The sequence below is a fragment of the Pantoea sp. App145 genome, assembly GCF_047947045.1.
Classification (GTDB): domain Bacteria; phylum Pseudomonadota; class Gammaproteobacteria; order Enterobacterales; family Enterobacteriaceae; genus Pantoea.
This window is the reverse complement of record NZ_CP133290.1, coordinates 1,719,480-1,732,696: the sequence shown is the minus strand read 5'-3', so window position 1 is coordinate 1,732,696 and position 13,217 is coordinate 1,719,480. Positions and strand designations below refer to the sequence as shown.

General features: G+C 56.4%; 12 protein-coding genes and 1 other annotated feature. Of the genes, 10 read left to right on the top strand and 2 right to left on the bottom strand.

All coding sequences use genetic code 11. The features are described from left to right. Positions 1–26: 26 nt before the first annotated feature. From RCF31_RS07950 to htpG, 6 genes are all read left to right on the top strand, one after another. The gene (locus RCF31_RS07950; protein WP_084873217.1) at positions 27–413 is read left to right on the top strand and encodes a DUF454 family protein; all 387 of its coding nucleotides are present in this window, start codon (positions 27–29) and stop codon (positions 411–413) included. A 146-nt stretch (positions 414–559) separates the two neighbouring features. Then, positions 560–1,111, top strand: coding sequence for an adenine phosphoribosyltransferase (gene apt, locus RCF31_RS07945; RefSeq protein WP_299456824.1), 552 nt, complete (start codon positions 560–562; stop codon positions 1,109–1,111). Positions 1,112–1,305: 194 nt separating this feature from the next. Continuing rightward, a complete protein-coding gene (gene dnaX / locus RCF31_RS07940) occupies positions 1,306–3,270 on the top strand; it encodes a DNA polymerase III subunit gamma/tau (protein WP_416413010.1) in 1,965 nt (654 codons plus the stop codon). Next, positions 2,612–2,673: a sequence feature (DnaX frameshifting element), on the top strand. Its footprint overlaps the gene before it by 62 nt. Positions 3,271–3,323: 53 nt before the next feature. Further along, entirely contained in the window at positions 3,324–3,653 is a 330-nt protein-coding gene (locus RCF31_RS07935) for a YbaB/EbfC family nucleoid-associated protein (protein ID WP_021182290.1), read from the top strand. Then, positions 3,653–4,258: a recombination mediator RecR gene (gene recR, locus RCF31_RS07930; RefSeq protein WP_084873223.1), complete on the top strand. Its 606-nt coding sequence runs from the start codon at positions 3,653–3,655 to the stop codon at positions 4,256–4,258. Before RCF31_RS07935 ends, recR begins: the two co-directional genes overlap by 1 nt. 98 nt (positions 4,259–4,356) lie before the next feature. Further along, complete coding sequence (gene htpG / locus RCF31_RS07925) at positions 4,357–6,231, top strand: molecular chaperone HtpG (RefSeq protein WP_299456818.1); 1,875 nt, start codon at positions 4,357–4,359, stop codon at positions 6,229–6,231. Positions 6,232–6,303: 72 nt separating this feature from the next. Here htpG and RCF31_RS07920 read toward each other — a convergent pair whose 3' ends face one another. After that, on the bottom strand, positions 6,304–7,173 hold the full coding sequence (locus tag RCF31_RS07920) for a LysR substrate-binding domain-containing protein (protein ID WP_416413009.1): 870 nt from the start codon (positions 7,171–7,173) through the stop codon (positions 6,304–6,306). Positions 7,174–7,372: 199 nt separating this feature from the next. On the opposite strand from RCF31_RS07920, the gene RCF31_RS07915 reads away from it, so the two are divergent. From RCF31_RS07915 to RCF31_RS07900, 4 genes are all read left to right on the top strand, one after another. Beyond that, a complete protein-coding gene (locus RCF31_RS07915) occupies positions 7,373–8,263 on the top strand; it encodes a DUF6024 family protein (protein ID WP_416413008.1) in 891 nt (296 codons plus the stop codon). Positions 8,264–8,361: 98 nt separating this feature from the next. Further along, positions 8,362–9,006, top strand: coding sequence for an adenylate kinase (adk, locus tag RCF31_RS07910; protein ID WP_299456812.1), 645 nt, complete (start codon positions 8,362–8,364; stop codon positions 9,004–9,006). Between the two features lie 114 nt (positions 9,007–9,120). Further along, a complete protein-coding gene (hemH, locus tag RCF31_RS07905; protein WP_299456810.1) occupies positions 9,121–10,080 on the top strand; it encodes a ferrochelatase in 960 nt (319 codons plus the stop codon). Between the two features lie 57 nt (positions 10,081–10,137). Continuing rightward, positions 10,138–11,439 carry an inosine/guanosine kinase gene (locus tag RCF31_RS07900; RefSeq protein ID WP_416413007.1) on the top strand — a complete coding sequence of 434 codons (1,302 nt, stop codon included), beginning with the start codon at positions 10,138–10,140 and terminating at the stop codon, positions 11,437–11,439. 57 nt (positions 11,440–11,496) lie between these two features. On the opposite strand, the gene ybaL is transcribed toward RCF31_RS07900, so the two are convergent. Then, positions 11,497–13,185: a YbaL family putative K(+) efflux transporter gene (ybaL, locus tag RCF31_RS07895; RefSeq protein ID WP_299456804.1), complete on the bottom strand. Its 1,689-nt coding sequence runs from the start codon at positions 13,183–13,185 to the stop codon at positions 11,497–11,499. Between the last annotated feature and the right edge of the window lie 32 nt (positions 13,186–13,217).

Sequence of the window (13,217 nt, the reverse complement as noted above, 5' to 3'; positions counted from 1 at the left end):
GGTATCGATTTTATCAGGCATCGGGCATGCAACGCATTTTATTACTGACGCTTGGCTGGCTGGCGATCGTGCTGGGTACGCTGGGGATTGTATTACCTTTATTACCAACAACGCCATTCGTGTTGCTGGCGGCCTGGTGTTTTGCCCGTTCGTCACCGCGCTTTCATCACTGGCTGCTATGGCGCTCACCTTTTGGTCGTTACCTGCGGCACTGGCAGCAGCATCGTGCCATGCCACCCGGTGCAAAAGGACGGGCCATGTTGCTGATTATTCTTACCTTTGCCGTGTCCATCTGGCTGGTTCACCTGCTGTGGGTGCGTATCATGCTGGGCGTGATGTTGTGCATTTTGCTGCTGTTTATGTGGCGCATTCCGGTGGTGGCAGAAAGTACAGACGAACGCGAAACGGATTGACAGGGTTGCATTTAGGCGGCCATTTGCTTAGATTTGGGCCTCTTCGTGCGTGGCTTCCCTCTGTGAACTGACTTCGCTTAACCCGGTCCCCGGGTAATGGCGCTATGGGAGCTGCGCGAAATAGAGATTTCATCAGGCGTAACACTATGACCGCAACTGCCCAGCAGCTTGAACTCATCAAAAACAGCATCAAAAGCATTCCTGACTACCCTAAGCCGGGCATTCTGTTCCGTGACGTCACCAGTTTGATGGAAGATCCGCAGGCGTATGCCGCGTCGATCGCCATCCTGGTTGAGCGTTATCGTGACAAAGGCATCACCAAGGTGGTGGGGACGGAAGCGCGTGGTTTCCTGTTTGGTGCGCCAGTCGCACTGGGTTTGGGTGTGGGTTTTGTCCCGGTACGTAAGCCGGGCAAACTGCCGCGTGCCACTTACAGCGAAAGCTATGAACTGGAGTACGGCACCGATACGCTGGAGCTGCATCAGGATGCTATCCAGCCGGGTGACGTGGTGCTGGTGGTGGATGATCTGCTGGCAACCGGCGGCACTATCGAAGCCACCGTGAAACTGATTCGCCGCGCGGGCGGTGAAGTCAAAGACGCCGCCTTCATTATTAACCTGTTTGATCTGAGTGGCGAAGCGCGTCTGCAAGCGATGGGCCTCGACTGCTTCAGCCTGGTCAATTTCCCCGGCCACTAAAGCCAGCGCGCTCCGCTTTCGCGCGGGGCGCGACTTCCGCAAAGTAATAGGCATATCCTGTTGTGGCTGTTAGACTACTGCCAAAATAAACAGGGTTTGCAAAGCAGCATTTTTCCCCTTTTGACATACGGCGGACTGCGGTTCTTCAGCCGTGCCGCTGTGCCAACTCAACCAAATCCAGTGATCGAATCCACATGAGCTATCAGGTACTTGCGCGAAAATGGCGTCCCCAGGCTTTTGCTGACGTAGTCGGTCAGGAACATGTGCTGACTGCGCTGGCCAACGGGTTGTCACTGGGACGAATCCATCATGCTTATCTCTTTTCCGGCACCCGTGGCGTGGGTAAAACCTCGATTGCGCGTTTGCTGGCAAAAGGCCTCAACTGCGAAACCGGCATCACCTCGACGCCCTGCGGCGTGTGTGATAACTGCCGGGAAATTGAGCAGGGACGTTTTGTCGATCTGATTGAGATCGATGCCGCCTCGCGGACCAAAGTCGAAGACACGCGCGACTTGCTGGATAACGTGCAGTACGCACCGGCGCGCGGACGCTTCAAAGTCTATCTGATTGATGAAGTGCACATGCTGTCGCGCCACAGCTTCAACGCGTTGTTAAAAACGCTGGAGGAGCCACCGGCACACGTTAAATTCCTGCTGGCAACTACCGATCCACAAAAACTGCCGGTCACCATTTTGTCGCGCTGTTTGCAGTTCCATCTCAAGGCGCTGGATGTGGAACAGATTCGTCAGCAGCTGGAGCATATTCTGCAACAGGAGCAGATCGCCGCAGAACCGCGAGCACTGCAACTGCTGGCGCGTGCAGCCGAGGGGAGCATGCGTGATGCCCTCAGTCTGACCGACCAGGCGATTGCCATGGGGCAGGGCAGCGTGACACGCGATAGCGTGGCGCAGATGCTCGGTACGCTGGATGATGAGCAGCCGCTGGCGTTAATCGAAGCGCTGAGCGACGGTAACGGCGAACAGGTGATGGCGCTGCTGAATCAGGCGGCGTCACGTGGTGTCGAATGGGAAGCGCTGCTGGTGGAGATGTTACGCCTGCTGCATCGTATTGCGATGGTGCAGTTACTTCCCAGCTCCCTCAGTGATGATGAGTTCAGCCAGGCGCAGCGCCTGCGTGAACTGGCGCGCGTGCTGCCACCTGCGGACGTGCAGCTGTATTACCAGACGCTGCTGATGGGGCGTAAAGATCTGCCGCTGGCACCGGATCGACGCCTGGGCGTGGAGATGACTTTGCTGCGTGCGCTGGCGTTCCATCCGCAGGCGGCGATTGCCGAACCGGTGGCGCGTCCGGTATTAACCCCCCAGGCGGTTCCGGCTCAGACCCCGGTCCCGACCCCGGTTGTGGCGGCTCAACCACAAATGGCACCGCCACAGACTGAAGCGCCGCCGATTCCTGCCGATTATCCTGATATGCCCCCTGCGCCGGAAAACCTGCCGGATGCGACCAGCCAGTTATTGCAGGCGCGTACCCAGCTGCTGCGTCAGGGAGCCAGCAAAGCAAAAAAGAGTGAGCCGGCAGCGCGTTCCGCGCGGCCGGCTAATGCGGCGCTGGAACGTCTGGCTAACGTCACGGAACGAGTACAGCAACGCAGCGAGCCGGCGGTAAAAGCGGCGGCGAAGCCGGAAGCGTATCGGTGGAAGGCGCAAACGCCGACTGAGGAAGTGATCGCTGCCCCGGTTGCGACGCCAAAAGCCTTGCGTTCGGCACTGGAGCATGAGAAAACGCCTGAGCTGGCGCTGCGTCTGGCGGAAGAAGCGCAGCAGCGCGATGCCTGGGCGGCTGAAATCGCAGCACTGACGCTGCCGAAGCTGGTGCAGCAACTGGCGCTGAACGCGTGGAAAGAGCAGGGTGATAACAGCGTCTGCCTGCATTTGCGCAGCAGCCAGCGTCATTTGAATTCAGGTTCTGCGCGCCAGGTGTTAGCGGAAGCGCTCAGCACGGCGGCCGGTCAGACAGTTGAACTGACCATTGTTGAAGACGATAATTCCACGGTAATGACGCCACTGGAATGGCGTCAGGCCATTTATGAAGAGAAACTGGCGCAGGCGCGTCAGTCGATCATTAGCGATACCCACATTCAGACGTTGCGTCGTTTTTTTGATGCCGACCTGGATGAAGAGAGTATTCGACCCGTATGAACACGCTGCCGCGCGATGAGCGCGCGACGCAGCCCCAGCAGAGAGAGAAAACTATGTTTGGAAAAGGCGGATTGGGCAACCTGATGAAACAGGCCCAGCAGATGCAGGACAAAATGGCCAAAGTTCAGGAAGAGATCGCCGCGCTGGAAGTGACCGGCGAATCAGGTGCTGGCCTGGTCAAAGTCACCATCAACGGCGCGCATAACTGCCGTCGCGTAGAAGTCGATCCCAGCCTGCTGGAAGATGACAAAGATATGCTGGAAGATCTGATCGCTGCGGCATTCAACGACGCAGCACGCCGCATCGATGAAACCCAGAAAGAGAAAATGGCTTCCGTATCTGCCGGTATGCAGCTGCCGCCAGGCTTCAAGATGCCGTTCTGATGCAAACCAGTCCACTGCTTGAATCTTTGATGGAGTCGCTGCGTTGCCTGCCGGGCGTTGGTCCGAAGTCGGCGCAGCGTATGGCGTTTCATTTGTTGCAGCGCGATCGCAGCGGTGGCATGCGTCTGGCGCAGGCACTGACCCGCGCCATGTCGGAAATCGGCCACTGTGCCGATTGCCGCACCTTCACCGAGCAGGAAATCTGCACCATCTGCGCCAATCCGCGCCGTCAGCAAAACGGTCAGATTTGCGTGGTGGAGAGTCCGGCGGATATCCACGCCATTGAGCAAACCGGCCAGTTTGCCGGACGCTACTTTGTGCTGATGGGGCATCTGTCGCCGCTGGATGGCATTGGTCCGCACGATATCGGGCTGGATCGCCTTGAGCAGCGTCTGGAGCAGGAAAGTTTGCAGGAAGTGATCCTCGCCACCAATCCAACGGTGGAAGGGGAGGCGACGGCAAACTATATCGCCGAGCTGTGTAATCAGTATGGCGTTGATGCCAGCCGCATTGCGCACGGTGTGCCGGTGGGGGGCGAGCTGGAGATGGTCGATGGCACCACTCTGTCGCACTCGTTAGCCGGACGTCATAAGATTAAATTTTGAACACTTGCTGGTGTCGTCACTGACACCGGCTTGAAATTCTCCGCACCATCCCCATCTCTTCCTCAACGTTCGATCAACCCGATTCAGTTGAGGTAGCAATGACCATGAAAGGACAAGAGACGCGTGGCTTCCAGTCAGAGGTAAAACAACTTCTGCACCTGATGATCCATTCCCTCTATTCAAACAAAGAGATTTTCCTGCGTGAGCTGATCTCCAACGCCTCTGATGCGGCTGACAAACTGCGCTTCCGCGCGCTGTCGGCACCGGATCTGTATGAAGGCGATGGCGAGCTGCGTGTGCGGATCTCGGTCGACAAGGAAAATCGTACGCTGACGCTGAGTGACAACGGCATCGGCATGCGTCGTGATGAGGTGATTGAGAACCTCGGTACCATCGCGAAATCAGGCACCAAAGCGTTCCTGGAATCGATGGGTTCTGACTCGGCAAAAGACAGCCAGCTGATCGGTCAGTTTGGTGTCGGTTTCTACTCCGCGTTTATCGTTGCCGATAAAGTCACGGTACGCACCCGTGCCGCCGGTGCCAGCGCAGATGAAGGTGTGTTCTGGGAATCCGCTGGCGAAGGTGAATATACCCTCGCAGAAATCGAAAAAGCCGATCGCGGCACCGAAATCACCCTGCATATGCGTGAAGGCGAGGATGAGTTCCTTGATGCCTGGCGCGTGCGCAGCATCATCAGCAAATATTCCGATCACATCGCGCTGCCGGTAGAAATCGAAAGCAAAGATGAAGAAAGCGACGCGACCAGCTGGGAAAAGATCAACAAAGCCCAGGCGCTGTGGACGCGTAACAAAGCGGAAATCAGCGACGAAGAATACAACGAATTCTACAAACATATCGCCCATGACTTCAGCGATCCGGCGATCTGGAGTCACAACCGGGTGGAAGGCAAGCAGGAGTATACCAGCCTGCTGTATATCCCGGCGCGTGCCCCGTTCGACATGTGGAACCGTGACCACAAACATGGCCTGAAACTTTATGTGCAGCGCGTGTTTATCATGGATGATGCCGAGCAGTTTATGCCGAACTATCTGCGTTTCGTGCGTGGTCTGATCGACTCCAACGACCTGCCGCTCAACGTGTCGCGCGAAATCCTGCAGGACAGCCGTGTGACGCAAAGCCTGCGTGGTGCGCTGACCAAACGCAGCCTGCAAATGCTGGAAAAACTGGCGAAAGATGACGCGGAAAAATACCAGCAGTTCTGGAAAGAGTTCGGGCTGGTGCTGAAAGAAGGTCCGGCGGAAGATAACGCCAACCAGCAGCAGATTGCTAAGCTGCTGCGTTTTGCCACCACGCAAAGCGAAGGGGCGGAACAAACCATTTCGCTGGACGATTACCTGAGCCGTATGGTGGAAGGTCAGGATAAGATTTACTACATCACCGCCGATAGCTACGCCGCGGCGAAGAGCAGCCCGCATCTGGAGCTGTTCCGCAAAAAAGGTATCGAGGTTCTGCTGTTGTCCGATCGTATCGACGAATGGATGATGAGCTACCTTACCGAATTCGACGGCAAATCCTTCCAGTCCGTGAGCAAAGCGGATGAATCGCTGAGCAAGCTGGCTGACGAAGAAACCGAAGAACAGAAGGAAGCGGAAAAAGCGCTGGAGCCGTTCGTTGACCGCGTGAAAACCCTGCTGGGCGAGCGTGTCAAAGAAGTGCGTTTAACCCATCGTCTGACGGATACTCCGGCGATTGTCACCACTGACGCCAACGAAATGAGCACCCAGATGGCGAAACTGTTCGCTGCTGCGGGCCAGGAAGTGCCGGATGTGAAGTATATCTTCGAACTGAACCCGGATCATACGCTGGTGAAACGCGTGGCAGATACCCAGGATGAAAGCCGCTTTGGCGAATGGGTGGAGCTGCTGCTGGATCAGGCGCTGCTGGCCGAACGCGGTACGCTGGACGATCCGAACCAGTTTATCCGTCGTATGAACCAGCTGCTGACGGCTTAACATAAAAAGGGCGGCCCTGGGGGCGCCCTTTTTCGTCCAACCTGTAAAGGCGCGATAAATCGCGCCGCTACGTTAATGCTGAGCCTCATCCCGTAACCAATCGCGAAACAACGTAATCTCCGCATCATGCTGCCGCGAGGCTTTGGTCATCATCCAGGTGGCACGATCTACGCGCACAAAGCCAAGTGGAGCGATTAGCGTGCCGTCGTTTAACTCCTGACGGACCAGCAGGCGCGGTGCCATGATCACCCCCAGCCCATTTCTTGCCGCCTGGATACCCAGCGTAAGATTGTCGAAATGTTTACCCACCCAAAAATTCCCCCGGGTGCCGCTGGTTTTCGACCATTCAGCCCAGGCATGCAGCCGCGTGTCGGCATGCAGCAGCGGAAGCGTGGCCAGGTCCTGTTCATTCTGGAAACGCGCAGCAAATTGCGGAGCGCACAGTGGGCCAATGTAATCATCGCTGATCAGCGTGGCATCAATATCGTCATCGGGTGACTGTTCATAGCTGAGAATCAGCACATCGGTGTGTTCACTGCGCAGCAGATCGATCTCCACCAGTTGCTGAAACTGGATTTCGATGTCGGGATAGCGCAGATAAAAGCTGCTGATACGCGGGATCAGCCATTGGGAAAGAAAACTGGGGGCGCAGGAGACGCTGAGGTGGTGGCGCATGCCGGTACGAATACTTTCGCAGGTGGTGGACAGTTCGCTAAAGGCTTTCTGGCAACTGACCAGCAAGCGCTCACCATGTGAGGTTAATTTGACGCGTCCATTGGTGCGAACAAACAGCGGCTTGCCCATCCAGCTTTCCAGCTGGCGAACCTGATGACTGATGGCGCTGTGAGTCACATGCAGGCGTTCAGCGGCGACGCTAAAACTGCTGTGGAGGGCCGCCTGGTGAAAATAATGCAGTGCACGTAACGAAGGTAGCCCGGTCATACTCATCCCCTGTGTAAAAACCTAACAGGGATTGTCAGTTTATATCATTTCAAAGTCCAGCCGCATTGGCCTAACCTTTCCCCCTGATTCTGGCGGGTTGACTGGCAGGCGTCTCTGTGTTTACGCCGGTGATTTTCGCCATGGACCTGAGCATCACCCGCCATCCCACACAGCAAAAAAATAAGAGAATAATCACGCGATGGCTCGACAGAATGCTTCTGCCAGGGCGGCGGCGCGCGATCGGCTTCGCGGCTTGCTTTCCCGTCACTATCGGCTTGAACAGTACGATCTGTTCTTCGTCCCTTCATTACATATTGCGCGGGTGCTGCTCTCGCAGCTGTTCTTACGTCAGGAACAGGCACGCAATCAGTCACGTTACGCCTCGCAATATCGTGCCAGTGAATTAAGCGTGTTACCCGCGGTGCCGGTCATGGCGGGAAATATCGCGCTGGTTGAACATGTGGATCTGTTCTATGGCCGCGTGCGCCCGCTGGATGAATGCCAAAGCCAGGGGGTGACGGATGCGTCAGAGTCTTTTGCCTCGCAGTTGCACCGTCGTCTGATCAGTGATGCGCGACTGTTTGTGGCACGACTGGATCGCCACGCTGAGTTGAGTGCAGATCTGGTGCTGATTGCGCTGCGTACCCAGGATTTCAGCACGCTGGTGCGCAGCGAGTTGCGGTTGTTCGAACAGGGTCTGGCCCTCGGTGATGCACCGGAGCAGGCGTTGGCGCAGATGGCGACAGCGGAGTGGCGGCCCTATAATATCGCCAGTGTTGACACAATCACGCTGGAAGCGCCATTTTCACTGCAATCACTCCAGCAGCCCGGTCTGCCGTTTGCAATTTTGCCGACAGTACCCGGCAAGCCGCCACCGGAGCCGCATCCCGATTTGCAGCTGTGGCCTGCGCAGAAGCGCATGATGTTACGCGCTAATGTGCGCGGTAGCGCAACCAAAAGTCAGAATATGACCAGCAAACTGGCGAAACGTGTGCGCGAGCTGCTGAATAGCGGTCGCGATTCTGAAAAAGTGGAAAAATCCCGCATCGGGCTGGTATCCGCAACAAAAGGCAGTAAAGTAGGACATTAGGCGTAACCGCGCCCCCTTTCCTTGTGGTGCGCGGGGCATAATGGTATGGTCTTCGCCTTCTCAGATTGATCAATGCGATTCGCAAGGGGAATTACGCAATGCGTATTATTCTGCTCGGGGCACCGGGCGCAGGTAAGGGCACTCAGGCTCAATTCATCATGGAGAAATACGGTATTCCGCAAATCTCCACGGGCGACATGCTGCGTGCGGCAGTGAAAGCAGGCACCGAGCTGGGCCAGCAGGCGAAAGCCATTATGGATGCCGGCAAACTGGTGACCGACGAGCTGGTAATTGCGCTGGTTAAAGAGCGTATTACCCAGGAAGACTGCAAAAACGGTTTCCTGCTTGATGGCTTCCCGCGCACCATTCCGCAGGCTGATGCGATGAAAGAGGCGGGTATCAACGTCGATTTCGTGCTCGAGTTTGCCGTGCCGGATGAACTGATTGTGGATCGCATTGTTGGTCGTCGCGTGCATGCGCCGTCTGGTCGTGTTTATCACATCCAATACAATCCACCGAAAGTGGCAGGTAAAGATGATGTGACCGGCGAAGAGCTGACCACGCGTAAAGATGACCAGGAAGAAACCGTGCGTAAACGTCTGGTGGAATACCATCAGCTGACCGCGCCGCTGATTGCTTACTACAGCAAAGAAGCAGAAGCCGGTAACACGCAATACCACAAAATCGACGGCACCCGCCAGGTTGCTGAAGTGAGTGCACAGCTGGCAACCATCCTCGGTTAAGCCATCTCAGGGCCGGTTTACCGGCCCTTTTGCAGCAATTGCTTTCCCCTCAGGCTTTTTCCGCTACAATTTCTCCCGATTTTGACCCATTCGTTTTGACAGCAAGGAAATACAATGAGGCAAGAAAAGCCCGGGGTTTTACTGGTCAATTTAGGCACACCAGAGGCACCCACTACACCCGCAGTTAAACGTTATCTGAAACAATTCCTTGGTGACCCGCGAGTGGTTGATACACCGCGCTGGCTGTGGTGGCCGATTCTTAACTTCATCATTTTGCCATTCCGATCGCCGCGTGTGTCCAAACTGTATGCGTCGGTATGGATGGATGAAGGTTCACCGTTGATGGTGTTCAGCCAGCGGCAACGCGCTGCGTTGGCGCAGCAGCTGGATATGCCGGTCGAGCTGGGGATGAGCTACGGCCAGCCGAGTCTCGATGGCGCGCTTCAGCGCCTGCTGGCACAGGGCGTGACCAAATTGATCGTGCTGCCCCTCTATCCACAATTCTCCTGCTCAACGGTGGCGGCCGTGTGGGATGGGCTGGCGACCAGCTTCAAACCGCTGCGTTCACTGCCAGAAGTGGCATTTATCCGTGATTATGCCGAGCATCCGGCGTATATCGCCGCCCTGAAAGCGTCAGTCGAGCGTTCGTTTGCACAGCATGGCGAGCCGGATCTGCTGGTCCTTTCTTATCATGGCATCCCGCAGCGCTTTGCTGACGAAGGCGATGATTATCCGCAGCGCTGTAAAGACACCACCGATGCACTGGCGGCTGCGCTGGGGATCGCTCCGCATAAAATTATGATGACCTTCCAGTCGCGCTTTGGCCGGGAGCCGTGGCTGACGCCTTACACCGATGAAACCATGCAGGGTTTACCTGCGAAAGGCATCAAACATGTACAGGTGATGAGTCCGGGCTTTGCCGCCGACTGTCTCGAAACGCTGGAGGAGATTAGCGAGCAGAATCGTGAGTTTTTCCTGCACGCCGGCGGTGAAAAATTTGAGTACATCCCTGCGCTCAACGCTGACGATGAACACATCGAAATGATGGTACAGCTGGTCAACGCACGTCGTTAAGGGAGCGGCAGAGAATGTGCTATCATTCTCTGCCTGATTTTCCACACGGCATCCCCCATGAAATTTCCCGGCAAACGTAAATCCAAACACTACTTCCCCGTTAGCGCGCGCGATCCGCTGCTGCAGGTTTCGCAACAGGTTCAGGAGGAGGGGAGCTGGGTGGTCGGTATTGACCAGACGCTGGTGGATATCGAAGCGAAAGTTGATGATGACTTCCTGCAACGCTACGGCCTCAGCACCGGTCATTCGCTGGTGATTGATGACGTAACGGCCGAAGCGCTCTACAACGAGCTGTTGCGTGACCAGTTGATTAGCCATCAGTTTGCCGGAGGCACCATTGGCAATACGTTGCATAACTACTCAGTGCTGGCCGATGATCGTTCGGTGCTGCTGGGGGTGATGTGCAGCAACATCCAGATTGGCAGCTATGCCTATCGCTACCTGTGCAACACTTCCAGCCGTATGGACCTCAATTATTTGCAGGGAGTCGATGGCGCGATTGGCCGCTGCTTTACGCTGATTGGTGAGCAGGGCGAGCGTACGTTTGCCATCAGCCCGGGGTTGATGAACCAGTTGCAGGTCGCCAGCATCCCGGAAGAAGTGATCGCGGGCGCGTCCGCGCTGGTGCTCACCTCCTATCTGGTGCGTTGCCAGCCGGGTGAACCGATGCCTGAAGCGACGTTGCGCGCGATTGAATACGCCAAAAAACATAATGTGCCAGTGGTCCTGACGCTGGGCACTAAATACGTCATTCAGGATGATCCGCAGTTCTGGCGTGATTTTCTGCGCGATCATGTCTCCATTGTGGCGATGAATGAAGAAGAAGCTCTGGCGCTGACCGGTGAAACGGATCCGCTGCTGGCAGCCAATATGGCGCTGGACTGGGTCGATCTGGTGTTATGTACGGCGGGGCCGACCGGGCTCTATATGGCGGGCTTTACCGAACAGGAATACAAACGCAAAACCAACCATCCATTGCTGCCGGGGGCGATTGCGGAATTTAACCAGTTTGAGTTCAGCCGGGCGATGCGTCAGCAGGATTGTCAGCAGCCATTGCGTATTTTCTCGCATATCGCCCCGTATATGGGTGGGCCGGAGAAGATTATGAACACCAACGGCGCAGGTGATGCGGCTCTTGCGGCGCTGCTGCATGACATCACCGCCAACAACTTTCATCGTCAGAAAGTGCCGAACTCCAGCAAGCATGCGCGGGAGTATCTGACCTATTCGTCACTGGCGCAGGTGTGTAAATATGCCAACCGTGTGAGTTATCAGGTGCTGAACCAGCATTCACCGCGTCTGACGCGTGGCCTGCCGGAGCGCGAGGATAGCCTGGAAGAGTCGTACTGGGACAGATAAGCATATAACCCGTAGCGGCGCGATTTATCGCGCCGCTACGCAGATCATACGAATGAATTAAATTGGGCACTCACGTACTATCGGGTTTTGCGCGATCGCTTCTTCCAGCATATGCAGCATGCTGTTAGCGATCTCGCGTTCACCCATCACCACGCGATTGGCACCACGCTCAAGGATATATTCCACCTCGTCGTCATAATGGGCGCGGGCGATAATTTCAATATTGTCACGTTTTTCGCGGGCGGCAGTAACAATCTCACCGGCTTCATAGCCATTGGGGATGGTCAACAACAGCCAGCGGGCGCAATCAAGCCGGGCCAGTTCCATGGTATCGCTGCGGGCGGCATTGCCCAGTACCGCTTTGATCCCTTGATCGCGCAGGGCTTCCACGCGCGCTCGTGAGTTTTCCACCACCACCAGCGGGACATCGGCCTCCATCAGTTTCTGCCCCAGCAGACTGCCGACACGGCCATAACCAACAATCACCGCATGATCGCAGATATCCACCGGAATTTGCTTTTCTTCTTCAATGGCTTCCTCCAGTGTCTGTTCTGCCATGGTCTCGGTTTTCTCGAGATAGCGCTCCAGCAGGGTGAACAGAATCGGGTTGAGCATAATCGAGAGAATAGCGGCGGCCAGCACCAGATTGCGTCCCTCCTGGCTTAGCAATCCCAGTGAAATGCCCAGACCGGCCAGAATAAAGGCGAATTCGCCAATCTGCGCCAGGCTGACGGAAATCGTCATGGCAGTACGGCGTGAGTGGCCCAGTAGCGTCACCAGCAGCCAGGCGGCTACGGATTTACCCACCACGATGATCACCAGCGCACCCAGCACCGCCAGCGGTTGCTCGATCAGAATCATCGGGTCGAACAGCATACCCACGGAGACGAAGAACAGTACGGCAAAGGCATCGCGCAACGGCAATGTATCGTGCGCCGCACGGTGGCTGAGTTCCGATTCATTCAGTACCATCCCGGCGAAGAACGCGCCGAGGGCAAAGGAGACATCAAAAAACTCAACCGCACCAAACGCGATGCCCAGCGCCAGCGCCAGCACCGCAAGGGTGAACAACTCGCGTGAACCGGTGGCCGCGCTTTTTGCCAGAATCCACGGTACCACACGACGGCCCACCACCATCATCAGCACCATAAAGGCGACCACTTTACCGATGGTCAGTAACAAATCCCACGCCAGTAGCGTCGGGCTGGCATTGCCTTGTTCCAGCATGCCAGCGATGGCCGGGAGCAGTACCAGCGTCAGGACCATCACCAGGTCTTCCACAATCAGCCAGCCGATAGCGATTTGCCCGCGCTGGCTGTCAATCAGTTGACGCTCCTCCAGCGCACGCAGCAACACCACGGTGCTGGCGGTGGAGAGACACAGGCCAAATACCAGACCGGTCATCACTGACCAGCCCAGTGCCCACGACAGCCCCATTCCCAGCAGCGTTGCCACGGCGATTTGCGCCACAGCGCCAGGAATGGCGACGGACTTTACCGACATCAAATCCTTCAGCGAAAAATGCAGCCCCACACCAAACATCAGTAGAATGACGCCTAATTCAGCCAGTTCGGGTGCCAGATTGGTATCGGCGACGAAGCCGGGCGTGAAGGGACCCGCGAGGACGCCAGCCAGTAAATAACCGACCAGTGGGGAAATGCGCAGGCGATTAGCCAGCATACCAAGGAGAAAGGCGAGGACCAGTGCCCCGACAATGGTGGTGATCAACGGTGTGGTGTGATGCATGCCTGTCTCCTTGTGTGCAAATGTATCCGCTT